Here is a 17,247-nt window from a genome sequence, read left to right as displayed (position 1 = left end):
AACCACGCTATAATCTGAGGCTTGTTCCTCGATAGCTCAGTCGGTAGAGCGCCGGACTGTTAATCCGTAGGTCCCTGGTTCGAGCCCAGGTCGAGGAGCCACTACAAGCCGCAAGGCCTCTGGATGCCCCGCTACTCACAAGGTAGCGGGGCATTTCCTTTTGGGGCGCCTCACCCCATCTTCGGCAGCCCGAATCCGAAGCCGAAGACGGATCCGCTCTTCTTGGCCTTCGCCGGCTCGGGCTCATCTTCTCGCGGCCCGACATCGAGATCCTCGACCAACTTCTGCAGTTCGAGCAAGCCGGCGGCCATCGCGGCCTTGTAGGTCTTCATGGACCTCGACTGCTGGCCGAGAACATGCCAGCCTTCGCCCTCGAACTCGATCAGGCGCCAGCGGTAGGCGCCCTCTTCCTCTTCGATCACGGTGACTGCAATCCGGCGGAGTGGCTGCATGGCGCGATGCTCGTCCGGATCCGCGCTTCGGCATGTCGGACAACCTCGACTGTCCGGTCGCATCAGACAAAAAAACGCCCAGCACACGGCTGGGCGGAATCCTCGGCGATGTCGCCAAGGGCCCCGCAAAACCAAGATTCGGGGGCAACTGCAAAAGGGGGTTCGAGCGCAATATTACTGTATATTCATACAGTCTTGATGCGGAGGGTCGAGATACCCGTTCGAAGGTCAGGCGCTTTCCAGCAAGAAGACGCAGGAGAAATGAACATGAACCAAGCCGAACTCTTTTATCCCCAGGCTCCGGCTCCAACCCAAGGGGCCGCGCTCCCGCAGGCCGATGTTTCGGAAGACCCGCCCTTCAGGTTCGAAGACATCGAGCCCGAACCCCGGGTTGCCTATACCGTGCGGCTTGCCGACTACCCGCACCCGGCAGCGGACGCCGTCAAGGTCTCGGAGCAGCGCTTCCGGCGCGAACTCGACCGGCATCTCGGCGGCGACGTCATGCGCGCACTGCGCGCGTTCCACAATGCCAGCGAGTCCAGCGAAACCGACCTCACCAGAGAAGAGATGGCGCTCGCCAGGCGATGGATGAAGGCCTACGACGCGGCCCGAACTGCCGGCTTTCGCGACCTTGGGGACACCGATGAAGCGTTCTTCGACGTGCGGCCAGTCTGAGTGAGCATCCGGCCTGTTGTGGCCGTGCAGCCGGTCCGACGCCTGTAGGGTGATCCGCACGAATCTCATCGACGCAGGCTGAACACGAACCGCCACGGTTGGGTCATGATGTTCTCATCGTGCCAGCGACACCCATTGAGTACCTGCTCGAACTCGAACATGCCAGGTTCCCGGTTCACGTCCGGGATCCGGAGTTGATCCAGGCCATCGCGACGCTCAAGGCCCTGGGCTGCGTCGAAGCGGACATCTCCCCGCCGCTCGATCTTCGCAGTTCGTTCAGGAACTACGAATCCGCGGTGGTCGTGAAGATCACCTCGGAAGGAATCACGGAACTCGCACTGGCGTACGGGTAACCGCCTCCTTCACCCGCTTCAGGTTCTTCCAGCCTGGGACGAGTGGCTCATCCCTTCCTTCGAGTTCGTCTGCTCACCGACACGGTGGAACGGGCCGCACAAGCCCCATCGATGGAGTGCTACGTCCCTGCGGCAAAGCAAAAAAGAGGGTATATCCCAGAATACAAATTGGGCGCCGAACGGTAACGACGCGTACATTAGCGCCAACGTACTATCGCCTTGCGCCATGCACTTGAAATCTCTACTCATCACCGCGCTGCTGCTTGTTGCAGGCGGTCTGTTCTGGTGGTGGGCCTCCGGCGGCGGATTCATTGCCGTGATTGTTGCCATTGGCCTGGGCGCCGTGCTCTTCCTGGTCCTTCGAGGAAACCGGTCCGTCAAGGACGAACTCGACGCGCAGGCCCCCGACAAGGATCCGGGCAACAAGGAATCCTGAGCCGGGGCGCCGGCCTCAGCGCAGCGCAAACGCCAGCGTCACCGCACCCAGGGCCAGCAGCGCGAGGCCCGCGATGAAGACCATCTCGCCCCAGGCTTCCAGCCGCACGCCCGAGCCGCGCGAGCGCATCGAGATGAAAGACAGCAGTGCACTGGCCAGGAAGACCAGCGCGTCGATGGCCAGCAGGCGGTCGATCAGCAGCCGCAGGTCGTCGCGCGGGCCCAGGTGGCCGATCGACATCACGGTCATGCACACGCCGATCATGGTGGCCGACGTGGGCAGGATGTGCGCCGAAAGGCCGCCCTCGGATGAAGCCATCTTTTGTACTGGCGCGGGCTTCAGCCGATCCGCACCGGCACGAAGATCTTGTCCTCGCCGCGCTGGATCAGCAGCGCCACCGACTTGTCGGCCTTGGCCACCACCTCGCGCACCTGCTCCAGGCTCCTGGCGGGCGTGCCGTTGATGGCCAGCAGCACGTCGCCCGCCTGCACCCCGGCCATGGCGGACGGCCCCGCCACATCCTCGACGAGCAGCCCGTTCTCGATGGCGGCTTCGCGCTTTTCCTGAGGCTGCAGCGGCCGTAGCGCAAGGCCGAGCTTGCCCTGCCCCGCCGCACTGTCGTTCTTGGCAACCTGCACCGGCTTGTCGCTCGCATCGCCGAGCTTGGCCGAAAGCTCCTGCCGCTCGCCCTGGCGCCAGACTTCGAGCGTGACCTTCTTGCCCGGCGTCTGCTGCCCGATGACCGCAGGCAGGTCGCCCGACGAGACGATGGGCTGGCCGTCGACCTTGCGGATCACGTCGCCCGCCTTCAGGCCGGCCTTGTCGCCGGGGCCGCCCTTCTCGATGTTGGAGACCAGTGCACCCTCTGGCTTATCGAGCTTGAAGGAATCGGCAAAGGCCTGGTTCACTTCCTGCACCGCCACGCCGAGCCGCGCATGCGTGGCCTTGCCGGTCGCGACGATCTGGTCTTTCACCTGCACCGCCACATCGATCGGAATGGCAAAGGACACGCCCTGGTAGCCGCCGCTGCGGCTGTAGATCTGCGAGTTGATGCCAACCACTTCGCCACGCGTGTTGAGCAGCGGGCCGCCGGAGTTGCCGGGGTTCACCGCCACGTCGGTCTGGATGAACGGCACGTAGCTGTCGTCGGGCAGCGAGCGGCCCTTGGCGCTCACCACGCCGGCCGTCACCGTGCTCTCGAAGCCGAAGGGCGAGCCGATGGCCAGCACCCATTCGCCGACCTTCAGGTCCTTGGTGTTGCCGAGCGCGAGCGTGGGCAGGTTCTTGGCGTCGATCTTGAGCACCGCGATGTCGGTCTTGGCGTCGGCGCCGAGCACCTTCGCGCGGTATTCGCGCCGGTCGGTCAGCTTGACGGTGACCTCCTTGGCATCCTTCACGACGTGGGCGTTGGTCATGATGATGCCGTCGGGGCTCACGATGAAGCCCGAACCCTGCGCCCGCACCGGCACCTCGCGCTGCTGGGCGCGCGGGCCCATCTGGCCCTGGAAGCGGCGGAAGAACTGGAACATCGGATCGTCCGGATCGATGCCCTGCATCTCGGCTGCGGCCTGGTCCTCGGACGCCTTGGCGGTGCCGGTCACGCTGATGTTGACCACCGCAGGGCCGTCACGCGAGGTGATGGTGGAGAAGTCGGGCAGCGTCACCATGGCCGCGGGCGCCACGCTCGTGGCATTGGTGGTCGGCGCATTCACGGCGCGGGCACTGGTGTAGGCGCCGGCACCGACGGCACCGATCACCCCGGCGGTCGCCAGGGCAAGAACCAGGGCATGGGGAGAAGTCAGGCGGGTGTTCATTTCTAGCTTTCCTTTCAATGCGTCTGCACGCAAACACGATGGAAGGAATGTCGGCCCGCCGGCTTAAGCGCGGCTTAAACCGCGGACGGCGGTTCAGGCCTTGGCGGCAAAGCGCACCAGTACCCGCAAGCCGCCCAGCGCCGGCGAAGCCGCAAGCGCGACCGTGGCGCCGTGCATCTCGGCGATCGACTTCACGATCGCCAGCCCGAGGCCGCTGCCCGGCGCCTGCGGCTCGCCCGAGCGGTAGAAGCGGTCGAGCACGCGCTCGCGCTCGTCCTCGGGCAAGCCGGGGCCGCTGTCGTCCACGCTCAGCTCCACCGCCGTGCCCAGGCTTGCTATGCCGACGTCGACCCGTCCCTCTTCGGGCGTGTACTTGACGGCGTTGTCGATCAGGTTGCGCAGCAGCATGCGCAGCGCCTCGGGCTGGCCGTTCACCACGGCCGGGTCGGCATGCGAGATGCCGATGTCGATGCGCCGGGCCTGCGCGGCCGCGACTGCATCCGAGATGGCCAGGCGCGCCACTTCGCTAAGGTCGACCGGTTCCGGCTTGGCCCCCGCAGCCATGCTGGCCTCGTGCCGGGCCAGGGCGAGCATCTGCTCGACCAGGCGCGTCGCGCGGTCGATGCCTGCCACCAGCCGGCTCACCGCGAGTTCGCGCGACGCGGCATCGGAGGCGCGCTGCAGGCCCTGCACCTGCAGCTTGAGCGCGGCCAGCGGCGAGCGCAGCTCGTGCGCGGCATCGGCCACGAAGTGCTTCTGCGCGTCGAAGGCCTGCCGCACCCGGTCGAACAGGAGGTTGAGCTCCTGCACCAGAGGACGCACCTCGTCGGGCAGGTTCTCCTCGCTCACGGGAGAAAGATCGTCGGCCTGCCGCGACGCGACCTGCCCCCGCACGCGCGCCACCGGCGCGAGCGACCGGCTCACCACCCACCACACCACCAGCATGAGCAGCGGCGCCATCAGCGCCACCGGCGCGATGGTGCGCAGGGCCAGTGCGCCGGCCATGTTGCGGCGCGCCGCCATGTCCTGCGCGACCTGGATCACCAGCCCGCTCGTCTGCATCGAGAACACGCGGTAGGTGGTGCCGCGCGCGCGCACGTCGGCAAAGCCCAGCACCGCCAGCTGCGGCAGCGCGGCCTGCTCGGCCGATTCGAAGATGCGCACGCCGTCGGCGGTCCACACCTGCACCACGAAGTCGAAGTTCTGCTCGCCGCTGCCCAGGCCGCCCACGGCCGCGCTCGGCGGCAAGCCCGCGCGCAGCGACAGCGCCATCTGCTGCATGTGGTAGTCGAAGATCTCGTCGGCCTCCTTCAGCACCGTGCGATAGGCCACCAGCGCCTGCGCGCCGGCGGCCAGCACGATGGCCGCGAGCAAAAACCACAGCAGGCGCGCACGCAGCGATCCGGTCAGCGTGCGGATCATGCCTTCGGCACCATGTAGCCGACGCCTCGCACGTTGCGGATCAGCTCTGCGCCGAGTTTCTTGCGCAGGCCGTGCACGTAGACCTCGACCGCATTGCTGCTGATTTCATCCTTCCAGCTGTAGAGCTTTTCCTCGAGCTGGGCGCGCGACAGCACCATGCCGGGCCGCGCGATCAGCGGTTCGAGCACGGCCCATTCGCGCGCCGAAAGCACCACCGGCTGGCCATCCACCGCGACCTCGCGCGTGGCGGGGTTGATGCTCACGCCCATGTGTTCGTAGACCGGCTCGGCGCGCCCCGCGGCGCGGCGCAGCAGGGCGCGGATGCGGGCCAGCAGCTCGTCGAGGTCGTAGGGCTTCAGCACGTAGTCGTCGGCCCCCGCGTCGAGCCCTTCGATGCGCTGCTGCACCGAGTCGCGCGCGGTGGCAATCAGCACCGGCATGCGCTGCTTGCGGGCGCGCAGGCTGCGCAGCACCTCGAGCCCGTCGCGGCGCGGCACGCCCAGGTCGAGCAGCACGAGGTCGTACTGCTGGGTGCGCAGTGCGGACTCGGCCGCCTCGCCGTCCTTCACCCAGTCCACCGCGTACTGCTCGGCACGCAGCAGGTCTAGCACGGCCTCGCCGATCATCACGTCGTCTTCGAGAAGCAGGAGTCGCATGGTGTTGTCTTGTCCATTTCGGGATTCGAGGCGGCGGCCGTGCGGAAGTTCATCTCACAGCAGCGACCGGACTTCGCGCGCCGCCTCGAAGAGCAGCGGCAGCATCTCGCGCTGGAGCGTCTCCTCCTGGTAGCGCGTGCCGGACAGCACCACGTTGAGCGCGGCCACCGTGCGGCCCTGCATGTCGCGCAGCGGCACCGCCAGCGCCTGCACGCCGAGCTCGTGCTCTTCGCTGGCAAAGCAGTAATCGTCCTTGCGCACGCGGGCGATCAGCTGGCGCAGGCCGCGCGCCTGGGTGGTGGTGTGCGGCGTGAGCCGCGCAAGGTGGCGCCCCTTGAGCCACTGCGTGAACTGGGCCGGCGCCATGGCCGCGAGCAGCACCCGGCCTGTCGAGGTGGCATGGGCCGGCAAGCGGGCGCCCAAGTGCAGGCCATAGGCCAGCACGCGGGTCGGCGTGCCGTAGGCGCCGCTGCGCGCGATGATGACCGCCTCTTCGCCATCGAGCACCACGGCCGAGAACGATTCGCCGGTCTGCGCCGCCAGCCGGTTCAGCGTGGGCTGCAATGCGCGCGGCAGGCGCGACGACGCCAGGTAGCTGCCCGAGAAGCGCAGCACCTTGGGCGCCATCCAGAAATAGCTGCCGTCGGTCTCCAGGTAGCCCAGGTGGGCCAGCGTGAGCAGGTGCCGGCGCGCAGCGGCACGCGTGAGGCCGGCGCGCTCGGCGGCCAGCGTGGCGTTGAGGCGCTGGCGCTCGGTGTCGAAGCTTTCGAGCACGGCCATTCCCTTGGCGATGCCCTCGATGAAGTCGGCCTTGGCGATGGTCATTTCGGTCAAATCTGCGAAGTGTTGCGCGATGATCGCGCAGCCATTCGCATGATCGCACAGAGCCTTGCCGCACGCCGCGACATCCGGCCGCACACGTCCTACGCTCTCGGAAAACCATTGGAGACACGAACATGCGCACACAGGTCGCGATCATCGGCGCGGGCCCGGCAGGCCTGCTTCTCGGGCAGCTGCTTTTCAAGGCCGGCATCGACAACATCATCGTCGAGCGCCAGAGCGGCGACTACGTGCTCGGGCGCATCCGCGCCGGCGTGCTCGAACAGGTCACCATGGACCTGCTGGCGCGCGCGGGCGTCGATGCGCGCGCCAAGGCCGAAGGGCTGCCGCACGAAGGCATCGAACTGCTGTTCAAGGGCGCCCGGCACCGCATCGACATGCACGGCCTGACAGACGGCAAGCAGGTCACGGTCTACGGCCAGACCGAAGTGACGCGCGACCTGATGGAAGCGCGTTCGGCCGAGGGCCTTGCCACCATCTACAGCGCCGCCAATGTCAGCCTGCACGACTTCGATTCGCAGCGCCCGCGCGTGCGCTACGAGAAGGACGGGCAGACGCACGAGATCGAATGCGATTTCATCGCCGGCTGCGACGGCTACCATGGCGTGAGCCGCGCCAGCGTGCCGGCCGACGCCATTCAGACCTACGAGAAGATCTATCCCTTCGGCTGGCTCGGCGTGCTGGCCGAGGTGCCGCCGGTGTCGCATGAACTGATCTACGCCAACACCGAGCGCGGCTTTGCGCTGTGCAGCATGCGCAGCGCGCATCGCAGCCGCTACTACGTGCAGGTGCCGGCCGACGAGAAGGTCCAGAGCTGGAGCGACGAGGCCTTCTGGAACGAGCTGCGCGCACGGCTCGACCCCGAAGCCCGCGAGCGGCTGGTGACCGGCCCCTCGCTCGAGAAAAGCATTGCGCCGCTGCGCAGCTTCGTGGCCGAACCGATGCGCTTCGGCACACTGTTCCTGGCCGGCGACGCCGCGCACATCGTGCCGCCGACCGGCGCCAAGGGCCTCAACCTGGCAACGGCCGACGTGGGCTACCTCTCACGGGCGCTCGAGATCTTCTACGGCGAGAAATCGGCCTCCGCGCTCGACCGGTATTCCGACCTCTGCCTGCGCCGCGTCTGGAAGGCGGAACGCTTCTCATGGTGGTTCACCTCGCTGATGCACCGCTTTCCCGAAACCGGCGCCTTCGGCCAGAAGATCCAGGAAGCCGAACTCGACTACCTCGTGCATTCGCACGCGGCCTCCACCGCGCTGGCGGAGAACTACGTGGGCCTGCCGCTGGAAGACTTCTAGGCCGCTTCAAGCGTCTTTTTCATCGCCACGCCGCCCTGCGCCATCATCGGTTCGATGTGGGCGGCCAGTTCGTCGGGCAGCACGTCGGTGATCCAGACGAAGCGCGAGCGGCCTTCACCCAGCGCGAACACCTGGGCCGAGGCGTGGTGGTGGCTGGCCTTGCCGCCGGTCACGGTGTAGGCCAGCCGGCGGTTGGGCTCGTCGATGCCCACGAGCAGTTCGCGCGCCACCAGGCCGTTGGCAAAGCTGACGATGCGCGCGCCCTTGCCGTCCAGCTCGCAGCCGGTGAGAAAGCCGGGCGCAAGGCGCGTGTGCACGGCGCCGAAGTCGCGCAGCGCATCCCAGACGTGCGACGCATCGGCTTCGACGATGAATTCCTTGTAGATCGTTGCCATGGTCGTTCGCCTTCAGGGGCAGACCGCCTCACGGAAGCGCCGGCTCGCGGCAAGGTCTCTGGCTTTCAGTCCGATGTGGTCGTGCATGGCGATGGCTTTCTGCTCGATGGGTGGATCAGGCGGTCATCATCGGAGAGTGCGGCCAGGCGGTCTTGGAAAATCTTGCGGTCGCCCTTGGCAGCCTGGCGAAAGCCGCGCGGCGACACGCCGGCCGCGCGGTGGAAGGTGCGAACGAAGTTGCTCAGGTCGGCAAAGCCGACCTCGAAGGCCACGTCGGTCACGGGCCGGTCGTCGTCCACCAGCAGCCGCGCCGCGTGGCGCAGGCGCGAGCGGACCAGGTACTGGTGCGGCGTGACGCCGAGCACCTGCGAAAACAGGCGCAGGAAATGGAACGGACTCAATCCAGCTTCGGACGCCGCGGTTTCGAGGCCGATGTCGTCCTGCGAATTCGCGTCGATCCACATCGCTGCATCGACCGCACGGCACCTGTCGCGTGCGGCGGCGGATGGCGGCGCGGGTTTGCCGCGCCCTTCCACCACCTCGACGAAACGGCTCGCGAACCACATGCCCAGCTCGTCGAGTCCCGCATCGCTGCGCCCCTCCGCCGCGGCCTGCGCAAGCTCGCCAAGCACCATCAGTTCGGGCAGCGGCGGAAGTCCTGCCGTGTGCCAGGCCCGCTGGTCGCCGCCGATCAGGTCGACGAAGCCCGGCGACAGATGGAACGCCAGGCATTCATCGCCACAGACATGGTGATCGTGGGTGCAGACGTACTCGTCGCCCGGACAGCCCACCAGCACGGACCCGGCCACCAGCTCGTAGGCGTTGCCGCGCGTGCGGTAGCCGAAGCTGCCCTTGCGTACGTACGAAACCGAATGCTCGGTGTGCATCTCGGTGAACGGCCGCGCGCCGGGCCGGGCGTCGCAGCGGTAGCTCGACACGCGGATCGCATCGGTCTGCAGTTCGGTGGTGACGAGCATGGTGCGCGAGAGCTTCGATCACCCGGCTTGAAGGTGCTCAGTCGACGGTGTGCATGGCCTGCCACACGCGCGCCGGGCTCAGCGGCATGTGCAGGTGCGGAGCGCTGGCCGCAAGGCCGTTGCGCGCGAAGGCATCGGCCACCGCGTTCACGATGGCCGGCGTGGCGCCAATGGTGCCCAGCTCGCCCACGCCCTTCACGCCCAGCGGATTGTTGGCGCACGGTGTCGACTCGTCCATTTCCATGTGGAACATGGCCTGGACGATGTCCGCGCGCGGCGCGGCGTAGTCCATGAGGCTGCCGGTGAGCGGCTGGCCGGTTTCGTTGTCGTACACCACCTGCTCGTAAAGCGCCTGGCCGATGCCCTGCACTGCACCGCCTTCGAGCTGGCCGCGAACGATCATCGGGTTGATCACGCGGCCCACGTCGTTGACCGAGCTGTAGGCCACCACGCTGATCTCGCCTGTGGGCGGATCGATTTCGATCTCGCAGACGTGGCAGCCGTTGGGCCAGGTCGGCCCGGCCACGGTGCTGGTCGAGTCGACGAAGATCTCGCGCCCGGGCTGCTTGCCCGCCAGCGCGAACAGGTCGAGTTCCAGGTCGGTGCCGGCCACGGTGAAGACGCCGCGGGTGTAGGTGATGTCGTCGATGGCGGCTTCGAACTCCTGGGCCGCGAGCGTGCGCGCCTTGTCGATGGTGCGCTCGGCGCCGATGCGAACCGCCGAGCCGCCGGTGAACAGGGAGCGCGAACCGGCGCTGCCGAAGCCGTCGCCGCGGTCGGTGTCGCCGAGCACCACGCGCACCTTCTCGATCGGCACGCCGAAGGCATCGACTGCCAGCTGCGCGAGCGAGGTGGCAATGCCCTGCCCCATGGCATTGACTGCGGAGAACACCTCGATCACGCCATCGGCCTGCACCGAGACCGTGACACGCTCCTCGAACACGTTGCCACCGGTCCATTCGAGAAAGGTGGCAATGCCCAGCCCGCGATGCTTGCCGTTCTTCGCCGACTCGGCGGCGCGGGCCTCGAAGCCCTGCCAGTCCGCCAGCGCCAGTGCCTGGTCCATCACCGACTCGAACTTGCCGGTGTCGTAGGTCTGCGCCATCGGGTTCCTGTAGGGCATCTGCTCGGGGCGGATGAAGTTGCGGCGGCGCAGCGCGACGCGGTCGATGCCCGTCTGGCGGGCGGCCTCGTCCATCAATCGCTCGATGGTGAAGATCGCCTCGGGACGGCCCGCGCCACGGTAGGCGCCGGTGGGCGCGGTGTTGGTGAGCACCGCCTTGAAATGGAAGTCGATGGTCTGGATGTCGTAGACGCTGGTCTGCACCCAGGGGCCGATCAGGAGCTGGATCGCCACGCCGGTGCCGGTGGCATAGGCGCCGACGTTGGCCAGTGTCTTGATGCGCAGCGCAAGGATCTTTCCGTCGGCGTCGAGTGCGAGTTCGGCCTTGGCTTCGATGTCGCGGCCGTGCGCGCTCGAAAGAAACTCCTCGCTGCGGTCGGCCACCCACTTCACGGGGCGCTTGACCTGCAGCGCGGCAAAGGCCACGGCGATGTCTTCGGGATAGGCGCCGGTCTTCATGCCGAAGCCGCCGCCCACGTCGCCCACCACCACGCGCACCTTTTCCTTCGCGAGCCCGATGGCGGCGCAGATCGAATCGCGCACGCCCGAAGGCATCTGGGTGCTCATGCGGATGGTCAGGCGGCCGGATTCGGCGTCGGGCGCCGCGAGCACCGAGCGCGGCTCGATGGTCAGCGCCACCACGCGCTGGTTGACCACGTCGAGCGCGACCACGTGCTTCGCCTTGGCAAAGGCGGCTGTTGCGGCGTCGCTGCTGCCATGGCGCATTTCGGCGGCGACGTTGCCGGTGGCTTCATCGCACAGCAGCGGCGCACTGTCGGCGGTGGCGCTTGCGAGGTCGACCACCATGGGAAGCGCCTCGTAGTCGACCACCACCGCCTCGGCGGCATCGCGTGCCTGCTGGACGGTTTCGGCCACCACCGCGGCCACGGCCTCGCCCACGAAGCGGGCTCTGCCATGCGCCAGGGCCAGGCGCGGGGGGCTGGCGCAGTCGCTGCCGTCGGCCCGCTTGAAGCCCACGGCGCCCGGCATCGGCTTGACGCCGGCCTCGGCCAGCTCGGCGCCGGTGATCACGCGCAGCACGCCGGGCATGGCGGCGGCGGCGGCCGTGTCGATCGACACGATGCGCGCATGCGGATAGGGCGACCGAAGAAAGACGAGATGCGTCTGACCGGGGAGCGCAACGTCGTCGGTGTAGCGGCCTGCGCCGGACAGCAGGCTCTCGTCCTCGAGGCGGCGCACTGCCTGGCCGCTGCCGAAACGGGTGGGGATGGAATCAGTGGTCAACGTGGTCCTCTTGGGCAGGCCGGTACCGGGCAACGCTGGCCCGGCGGGTCCGCATGGAGTGCGAATGGGAAGCAGCACTATATGGGCTTCGGATAGTCTTGTGCGCTTCACGGGCGGCGCCTGTGGCGCGCGGGCTGCAATCGTTTGCCTTCCCGCTGTTTGCCTTCCCGCTGCAGGACGGGCATTTTTCCGGCCTCGGCCGAAGCGCGGGCGAAGCCGTGTATACCTACGGCCATGCAACAACTGCCCTGGCTCGAACCCGGCGACGCACTGCCCGACCCCGCCTCCGCCTGGGGCGAGCACGACCCCGTACCCGGCCTGCTCGCCGCCGGCGGCGCGCTCGACGTCGACACCCTGGTGCACGCCTACGGCCGCTGCGTGTTCCCCTGGTTCAGCGAAGACCAGCCGATTCTCTGGTGGAGCCCCGACCCCCGCATGGTGCTGCAGGTGGCCGAATTCAGGCTCCACAGGTCGCTGCGCAAGACCCTGGCCCGCTTCACGCAGACCGCCGGCTGCGAGGTGCGGATCGACCATGACTTCGCCTCGGTCATCGCGGCCTGCTCGCAATCGCCGCGCACCGGCCAATCGGGCACCTGGATCGTGCCGGACATGGTGCAGGCCTACATGGCGATGCACCGGGCCGGCCACGCGCACAGCGTGGAAACCTGGATCGACGGCAAGCTCGCGGGCGGCCTCTACTGCGTGGGGCTGGGGCGCGCGGTGTTCGGCGAATCAATGTTCACGCGCCGTCCGGACGCCTCCAAGATCGCGCTGGCCGCGCTGGTGTGCCTGTGCCGCCGCTTCCAGGTGAAGATGATCGACTGCCAGCAGAACACCTCCCATCTGGCCAGCCTGGGAGCCCGCGAAATATCGCGCAGCCGCTTCGTCGCGCACGTCGCGAGGGCCCGGGAACAACAGGGGCCACAGTGGCATTTCGAGCCCGTATACTGGGCAGAACTCCTTTCCGCGCGACCTTCCGGACCGACGTGACGCACCTCAAGGATCTTCCGCTTCACACGCTGCAGTTCTACGCGACGGCGCCCTACCCCTGCAGCTACCTGCCGGACCGCCAGGCCCGCTCGCAGGTGGCCACGCCCAGCCATCTGATCCACAACGACGCCTACTCCGACCTGGTGCTCAGCGGCTTCCGGCGCAGCGGCATGTTCACCTACCGGCCCTACTGCGACGGTTGCCGCGCCTGCATACCGCTGCGCGTGCTGGTCGATAGCTTCCACCCCAGCCGCAGCCAGCGCCGCGCCGTGAAGCAGCACCAGAACCTGCTGGCGCGCGTGCTCAAGCTGTGCTTCGTGCCAGAGCACTACAAGCTCTATCTGCGCTACCAGACCGGCCGCCACGCCGGCGGCGGCATGGACCACGACAGCATCGACCAGTACACCCAGTTCCTGCTGCAGAGCCGCGTCAACTCCAGGCTCGTCGAATTCCGCGAGGCACTGCCCGACGGCACGGCCGGCGCGCTCAAGATGGTGTCGATACTCGATGTGCTGAACGACGGCATTTCTGCGGTCTACACCTTCTACGAACCCGACAGCAGCGCAGGCTACGGCACCTACAGCGTGATGTGGCAGATCGAGCAGGCGCGCAAGCTCGGCCTGCCGCACGTCTATCTCGGCTACTGGATCGAAGGCAGCGCCAAGATGAACTACAAGGCGCGCTTTGCGCCGCACGAACTGCTGATCGACGGACGCTGGCAAGCACCATCTGATTTCACAAGGTAAAATGGCGCCCGGTCCACACCGCATCGCGCCATGAGAAAAAACCAATCCGACGTTCCTGCCGTTCCAGTCATCCAGGTGATCGAGCGCATGTTCGCGCTGATCGACGTGCTCGCCTCGCGCGAGGAGGCCATTTCGCTGAAGGAAATCAGCGAGAAGACGGGCCTGCACCCCTCCACCACCCACCGCATCCTCAACGACCTGGCGGTCGGCCGTTTTGTCGATCGGCCCGAGGCCGGCAGCTACCGGCTCGGCATGCGGCTGCTGGAACTTGGCAACCTGGTCAAGGGCCGGCTCAACGTGCGCGACGCCGCCCTGGGGCCGATGCGCGAGCTGCACAAGCTCACCCAGCAGCCCGTCAACCTCAGCATGCGCCAGGGCGACGAGATCGTCTACATCGAGCGCTCGTACAGCGAGCGTTCGGGCATGCAGGTGGTGCGCGCCATCGGCGGGCGGGCTGCCCTGCACCTGACCTCCACCGGCAAGCTGTTCCTGGCGGCCGATGATCCGCAGCGCGTGCGCAGCTACGCCACGCGAACCGGCCTGGCCGGCCACACGCGCAACAGCATCACGCAGTTGCCCGCACTCGAGCGCGAGCTATCGAAGGCGCGCCAGTACGGCATTGCGCGCGACAACGAGGAACTCGAACTGGGCGTGCGCTGCATGGCCGCCGGCATCTACGACGACCAGGGCAAACTGGTGGCGGGATTGTCGATTTCCGCACCTGCGGACCGGCTCGACGAAGGATGGCTGCCCAAGCTGCAGGCCACGGCCAACGAAATCTCGGGGGCGCTTGGCTACAAGGATGCTGGAGCAGCGGCCTCGACGGGTTCCGCGGCGGCCAGCACAAGCGGCACTTCAGGCTCCGTGGCAGGCTGACGACCCCGTCAGCGGGCCGCGCCGCGGCCCTGCTGCCTGCCAACGCGCCCTGCTCAGGGCGGCCAGCCGATCAACCGGCGACCTGGTAGGCCGACGTGCTGCGCGATGCAGCCGGCGAGCCCGTCGAAGCGTGCGTGGCCTCGACCCAGCGGCGAACGCGTTCCGCATCGGCAATGCGGCTGAACTTGCCGGCCGAATCCAGGAACACCATGATCAGCTTGCGCCCCGCCACCTTGGCCTGCATCACGAGGCACTGGCCGGCTTCGGAGATGTAGCCCGTCTTCTGCACGCCAATTTCCCAATCCGGGCTCTTCACGAGACGGTTGGTCGTGTTGAACTGCAGCACGCGGTTGCCCACCTCGACCTGGTATTCAGGCGAGGTCGACAGCGAGCGCACCGTGGCGTCGGAATAGGCGGCATTGACGAGCAGGGCGAGGTCCTGCGCGCTCGACTGGTTGCGGCTCGACAGGCCGGTGGGCTCCACGTAGCGCGTGTCCTTCATGCCGAGCATCTTTGCCTTGGCGTTCATGATGCTCACGAAGGTGGCGAGGCCGCCGGGATAGGTGCGGCCCAGTGCATGCGCCGCGCGGTTTTCGCTCGACATCAGGGCCAGGTGCAGGAGCTCGCCGCGCGACAGCGTGGTGCCGACCGTCAGGCGCGAACGGCTGCCCTTCTCGGTGTCCACGTCGTCCTGGGTGATGGTGATCAGCTCGTCGTTCGGAAGATGCGCTTCGCTGATCAGGAGGCCGGTCATCAGCTTGGTGAGCGACGCGATCGGAAGCACCGCATGGTCGTTCTTGCTGAACAGCACTTCATGCGTGTCCTGGTCGATCACGAGCGCCACGCTCGATTTCAGGTCGAGTGCGTCGTCGGTTCCGTGCAGGCCGGCCAGTTGCCCGAAGGACTGGCGTGCCGGCGTCTCGACGCGGACCACCGAACGGCGTTGCACGGCAACCACCGTCTTGCCGTTCTTCTGGCGAATGGAAGCCACCACGTTGCGGCCGCCACGGACGACCTTCTCGCTTCGATCGGCGACCTTGGCGCCACGCGGCGCCTTGGCAGAACGCTTGACTTCGACCGGCACCGGTCCTGCGGCCTTCTTGGCCACGGCGGTCTTGGCCGCGGTTGCTTTTTCCTTCTTGGCGGCCTGTGCACCGGACAGCAAAAACGCCGTGGCGCAGAGCGCGACGGCGACGAATTTGACTGCGGGCAAGAACCGCTGGCTGGAAACTCGGCGGGGGCGGGTTTCAGACATTATTAAATCTCCAGCGGCGAAAATGAGAACCGCAGTGTATCCAAATCAAAAAAGGCACGCAATATCAGTTACTTGCGACCTGTTCTTCAATCGAATAACAAGAACCGCCTGTCACCTAACCTTGTGCCGCCACTTTCTCAGCTTGGCTCTGTAACTTGTTGAGCGCACTCAAATAAGCCTTTGCCGACGCAACCACGATGTCCGGATCTGCCCCGACACCGTTGACCACCCGCCCCGCATTTTGTAACCTAATTGTAACCTCTCCTTGGCTTTCTGTCGAGCCACTTATCGCATTGACCGAGTAAAGCACCATTTCCGCGCCACTCTTGACATGCGATTCGATAGCCTTGAGAGAAGCATCAACCGGGCCATTTCCGTCGGATTCACTGGTGACTTCCTTGCCCTGAACGGTGAAGACAACCTTGGCCTGGGGACGTTCGCCGGTTTCGCTGTGCTGCGAGAGCGAGACAAAAGCAAACTGTTCGTCAACGTTCGAGTGCTCTTCCGCGCTGACCAGCGCGAGGATGTCCTCGTCGAAAATTTCGGACTTGCGGTCGGCCAGCTCCTTGAAGTGCATGAAAGCCGTGTTGATGTCGGCCTCGCTGGCCATGGTCACACCCAGTTCCTGCAACCGCTGCTTGAATGCATTGCGGCCGCTGAGCTTGCCCAGCACGATCTTGTTGGCGGCCCAGCCCACGTCTTCGGCCCGCATGATCTCGTAGGTGTCGCGGGCCTTGAGCACGCCGTCCTGGTGAATGCCCGAGGCGTGCGCGAAAGCGTTCGCGCCCACCACGGCCTTATTGGGCTGCACCACGAAGCCGGTGGTCTGGCTCACCATGCGGCTCGCGGCCACGATGTGCCGTGTGTCGATATTGATGTCGAGGCCGAAGTAGTCCCTGCGCGTCTTGACCGCCATCACCACTTCCTCGAGCGAGCAGTTGCCCGCACGCTCGCCCAGGCCGTTGATCGTGCACTCCACCTGGCGCGCACCGCCGATCTTCACGCCCGCCAGCGAGTTGGCCACCGCCATGCCGAGGTCGTTGTGGCAGTGCACCGACCAGATCGCCTTGTCGCTGTTGGGCACGCGCTCGCGCAGCATCTTGATGAAGTTGCCATAGAGCTCGGGAATGGCGTAGCCCACGGTGTCGGGCACGTTGATGGTGGTGGCGCCCTCGTTGATCACGGTCTCCAGCACGCGGCAGAGAAAGTCGGGATCGCTGCGGTAGCCGTCCTCGGGGCTGAACTCCACGTCGGACACGAGGTTGCGCGCAAAGCGCACGGCGAGCTTCGCCTGCTCGTGCACTTCGTCGGGCGACATGCGCAGCTTCTTTTCCATGTGCAGCGGCGAGGTCGCGATGAAGGTGTGGATGCGCCCGCGCGCCGCGCCCTTGAGCGCCTCGGCCGCGCGCGCGATGTCGCGGTCGTTGGCGCGCGACAGGCCGCACACCGTCGAGTCCTTGATGGCGTTGGCAATGGCCTTGACGGCCTCGAAGTCGCCGTTCGAACTGGCTGGAAAGCCGGCTTCGATGACGTCGACCTTGAGCCGTTCGAGCTGCTTGGCGATGCGCATCTTCTCGTCGCGCGTCATCGAAGCGCCCGGCGACTGCTCGCCGTCGCGCAAGGTGGTGTCGAAAATAATGAGTTGGTCGGTCATCGTGGATCTCCTTGGTTCATTTACACCTTGCGCGTACGGC

The 17,247-nt window shown here is 66.7% G+C and carries 18 protein-coding genes and 1 tRNA gene; 8 read left to right on the top strand and 11 right to left on the bottom strand.

The window, feature by feature from the left end; genetic code table 11:
* Nucleotides 1-25: 25 nt before the first annotated feature.
* A tRNA-Asn gene (locus FB547_RS15690) sits at nucleotides 26-101 on the top strand.
* A gap of 69 nt (nucleotides 102-170) precedes the next feature.
* Here the strand turns inward: FB547_RS15690 and FB547_RS15685 are convergent.
* Nucleotides 171-422 carry a hypothetical protein gene (locus FB547_RS15685; RefSeq protein WP_261380293.1) on the bottom strand — a complete coding sequence of 84 codons (252 nt, stop codon included), beginning with the start codon at nucleotides 420-422 and terminating at the stop codon, nucleotides 171-173.
* A 297-nt stretch (nucleotides 423-719) separates the two neighbouring features.
* Here FB547_RS15685 and FB547_RS15680 point away from each other — a divergent pair, with 297 nt between their 5' ends.
* The 3 genes from FB547_RS15680 to FB547_RS15670 all read left to right on the top strand — a co-directional run bounded on the left by FB547_RS15680 (nucleotide 720) and on the right by FB547_RS15670 (nucleotide 1,916).
* Complete coding sequence (locus tag FB547_RS15680; protein WP_145743681.1) at nucleotides 720-1,127, top strand: hypothetical protein; 408 nt, start codon at nucleotides 720-722, stop codon at nucleotides 1,125-1,127.
* Nucleotides 1,128-1,246: 119 nt separating this feature from the next.
* Nucleotides 1,247-1,480: a hypothetical protein gene (locus tag FB547_RS15675; RefSeq protein WP_145743679.1), complete on the top strand. Its 234-nt coding sequence runs from the start codon at nucleotides 1,247-1,249 to the stop codon at nucleotides 1,478-1,480.
* A 226-nt stretch (nucleotides 1,481-1,706) separates the two neighbouring features.
* A complete protein-coding gene (locus FB547_RS15670; RefSeq protein WP_145743677.1) occupies nucleotides 1,707-1,916 on the top strand; it encodes a hypothetical protein in 210 nt (69 codons plus the stop codon).
* 15 nt (nucleotides 1,917-1,931) lie between these two features.
* Here the strand turns inward: FB547_RS15670 and FB547_RS15665 are convergent, their stop codons facing one another.
* The 5 genes from FB547_RS15665 to FB547_RS15645 all read right to left on the bottom strand — a co-directional run bounded on the left by FB547_RS15665 (nucleotide 1,932) and on the right by FB547_RS15645 (nucleotide 6,633).
* Nucleotides 1,932-2,234: a hypothetical protein gene (locus FB547_RS15665; RefSeq protein ID WP_145743675.1), complete on the bottom strand. Its 303-nt coding sequence runs from the start codon at nucleotides 2,232-2,234 to the stop codon at nucleotides 1,932-1,934.
* Nucleotides 2,235-2,254: 20 nt separating this feature from the next.
* Entirely contained in the window at nucleotides 2,255-3,730 is a 1,476-nt protein-coding gene (locus FB547_RS15660) for a DegQ family serine endoprotease (protein ID WP_145743673.1), read from the bottom strand.
* Nucleotides 3,731-3,823: 93 nt separating this feature from the next.
* Nucleotides 3,824-5,152, bottom strand: a complete 1,329-nt coding sequence (locus tag FB547_RS15655) for an ATP-binding protein (RefSeq protein ID WP_145743672.1) — start codon at nucleotides 5,150-5,152, stop codon at nucleotides 3,824-3,826.
* Nucleotides 5,149-5,808: a response regulator gene (locus FB547_RS15650; RefSeq protein WP_028256376.1), complete on the bottom strand. Its 660-nt coding sequence runs from the start codon at nucleotides 5,806-5,808 to the stop codon at nucleotides 5,149-5,151. Before FB547_RS15650 ends, FB547_RS15655 begins: the two co-directional genes overlap by 4 nt.
* Before the next feature lie 54 nt (nucleotides 5,809-5,862).
* Nucleotides 5,863-6,633, bottom strand: coding sequence for an IclR family transcriptional regulator C-terminal domain-containing protein (locus FB547_RS15645; protein ID WP_145743670.1), 771 nt, complete (start codon nucleotides 6,631-6,633; stop codon nucleotides 5,863-5,865).
* Between the two features lie 131 nt (nucleotides 6,634-6,764).
* Between FB547_RS15645 and pobA the strand changes: the two genes are divergently transcribed.
* Complete coding sequence (gene pobA, locus FB547_RS15640) at nucleotides 6,765-7,946, top strand: 4-hydroxybenzoate 3-monooxygenase (protein WP_145743668.1); 1,182 nt, start codon at nucleotides 6,765-6,767, stop codon at nucleotides 7,944-7,946.
* Here the strand turns inward: pobA and FB547_RS15635 are convergent.
* The 3 genes from FB547_RS15635 to FB547_RS15625 all read right to left on the bottom strand — a co-directional run bounded on the left by FB547_RS15635 (nucleotide 7,943) and on the right by FB547_RS15625 (nucleotide 11,686).
* Nucleotides 7,943-8,341, bottom strand: coding sequence for an SRPBCC family protein (locus FB547_RS15635; protein WP_145743666.1), 399 nt, complete (start codon nucleotides 8,339-8,341; stop codon nucleotides 7,943-7,945). The two genes, pobA and FB547_RS15635, sit on opposite strands and share 4 nt — an antisense overlap.
* 65 nt (nucleotides 8,342-8,406) lie before the next feature.
* On the bottom strand, nucleotides 8,407-9,318 hold the full coding sequence (locus FB547_RS15630; RefSeq protein ID WP_145743664.1) for a helix-turn-helix transcriptional regulator: 912 nt from the start codon (nucleotides 9,316-9,318) through the stop codon (nucleotides 8,407-8,409).
* Between the two features lie 37 nt (nucleotides 9,319-9,355).
* Entirely contained in the window at nucleotides 9,356-11,686 is a 2,331-nt protein-coding gene (locus tag FB547_RS15625; protein WP_145743662.1) for a xanthine dehydrogenase family protein molybdopterin-binding subunit, read from the bottom strand.
* A 234-nt stretch (nucleotides 11,687-11,920) separates the two neighbouring features.
* Here FB547_RS15625 and aat point away from each other — a divergent pair, with 234 nt between their 5' ends.
* The 3 genes from aat to FB547_RS15610 are packed head-to-tail and all read left to right on the top strand — an operon-like array spanning nucleotide 11,921 to nucleotide 14,298.
* On the top strand, nucleotides 11,921-12,676 hold the full coding sequence (gene aat / locus FB547_RS15620; protein WP_145743660.1) for a leucyl/phenylalanyl-tRNA--protein transferase: 756 nt from the start codon (nucleotides 11,921-11,923) through the stop codon (nucleotides 12,674-12,676).
* The gene (locus FB547_RS15615; protein ID WP_145743658.1) at nucleotides 12,673-13,422 is read left to right on the top strand and encodes an arginyltransferase; all 750 of its coding nucleotides are present in this window, start codon (nucleotides 12,673-12,675) and stop codon (nucleotides 13,420-13,422) included. The genes aat and FB547_RS15615 overlap by 4 nt, the downstream gene beginning before the upstream one ends.
* A 30-nt stretch (nucleotides 13,423-13,452) precedes the next feature.
* Complete coding sequence (locus FB547_RS15610) at nucleotides 13,453-14,298, top strand: IclR family transcriptional regulator (protein ID WP_145743656.1); 846 nt, start codon at nucleotides 13,453-13,455, stop codon at nucleotides 14,296-14,298.
* Nucleotides 14,299-14,368: 70 nt separating this feature from the next.
* Here FB547_RS15610 and FB547_RS15605 read toward each other — a convergent pair whose 3' ends face one another.
* Both FB547_RS15605 and FB547_RS15600 read right to left on the bottom strand, forming a co-directional pair.
* A complete protein-coding gene (locus tag FB547_RS15605; protein WP_145743654.1) occupies nucleotides 14,369-15,553 on the bottom strand; it encodes a serine hydrolase in 1,185 nt (394 codons plus the stop codon).
* A gap of 115 nt (nucleotides 15,554-15,668) precedes the next feature.
* Nucleotides 15,669-17,207 (bottom strand): 2-isopropylmalate synthase, encoded by a 1,539-nt coding sequence (locus FB547_RS15600; protein ID WP_145743652.1) that lies wholly within the window; start codon nucleotides 17,205-17,207, stop codon nucleotides 15,669-15,671.
* Between the last annotated feature and the right edge of the window lie 40 nt (nucleotides 17,208-17,247).

The organism is Variovorax beijingensis (assembly GCF_007828835.1).
Classification (GTDB): Bacteria; Pseudomonadota; Gammaproteobacteria; order Burkholderiales; family Burkholderiaceae_C; genus Variovorax; species Variovorax beijingensis_A.
This window is presented reverse-complemented; position numbering and strand designations above follow the sequence as displayed.

Excerpts from the sequence above, each read along its gene's own strand:
- FB547_RS15680 (WP_145743681.1), top strand. The coding sequence starts at position 720 with ATGAACCAAGCCGAACTCTTTTATCCCCAGGCTCCGGCTCCAACCCAA.
- FB547_RS15670 (WP_145743677.1), top strand. The coding sequence starts at position 1,707 with ATGCACTTGAAATCTCTACTCATCACCGCGCTGCTGCTTGTTGCAGGC.
- FB547_RS15665 (WP_145743675.1), bottom strand. The coding sequence starts at position 2,234 with ATGGCTTCATCCGAGGGCGGCCTTTCGGCGCACATCCTGCCCACGTCG.
- FB547_RS15660 (WP_145743673.1), bottom strand. The coding sequence starts at position 3,730 with ATGAACACCCGCCTGACTTCTCCCCATGCCCTGGTTCTTGCCCTGGCG.
- FB547_RS15655 (WP_145743672.1), bottom strand. The coding sequence starts at position 5,152 with ATGATCCGCACGCTGACCGGATCGCTGCGTGCGCGCCTGCTGTGGTTT.
- FB547_RS15650 (WP_028256376.1), bottom strand. The coding sequence starts at position 5,808 with ATGCGACTCCTGCTTCTCGAAGACGACGTGATGATCGGCGAGGCCGTG.
- FB547_RS15645 (WP_145743670.1), bottom strand. The coding sequence starts at position 6,633 with ATGACCATCGCCAAGGCCGACTTCATCGAGGGCATCGCCAAGGGAATG.
- pobA (WP_145743668.1), top strand. The coding sequence starts at position 6,765 with ATGCGCACACAGGTCGCGATCATCGGCGCGGGCCCGGCAGGCCTGCTT.
- FB547_RS15635 (WP_145743666.1), bottom strand. The coding sequence starts at position 8,341 with ATGGCAACGATCTACAAGGAATTCATCGTCGAAGCCGATGCGTCGCAC.
- FB547_RS15630 (WP_145743664.1), bottom strand. The coding sequence starts at position 9,318 with ATGCTCGTCACCACCGAACTGCAGACCGATGCGATCCGCGTGTCGAGC.
- aat (WP_145743660.1), top strand. The coding sequence starts at position 11,921 with ATGCAACAACTGCCCTGGCTCGAACCCGGCGACGCACTGCCCGACCCC.
- FB547_RS15610 (WP_145743656.1), top strand. The coding sequence starts at position 13,453 with ATGAGAAAAAACCAATCCGACGTTCCTGCCGTTCCAGTCATCCAGGTG.
- FB547_RS15605 (WP_145743654.1), bottom strand. The coding sequence starts at position 15,553 with ATGTCTGAAACCCGCCCCCGCCGAGTTTCCAGCCAGCGGTTCTTGCCC.
- FB547_RS15600 (WP_145743652.1), bottom strand. The coding sequence starts at position 17,207 with ATGACCGACCAACTCATTATTTTCGACACCACCTTGCGCGACGGCGAG.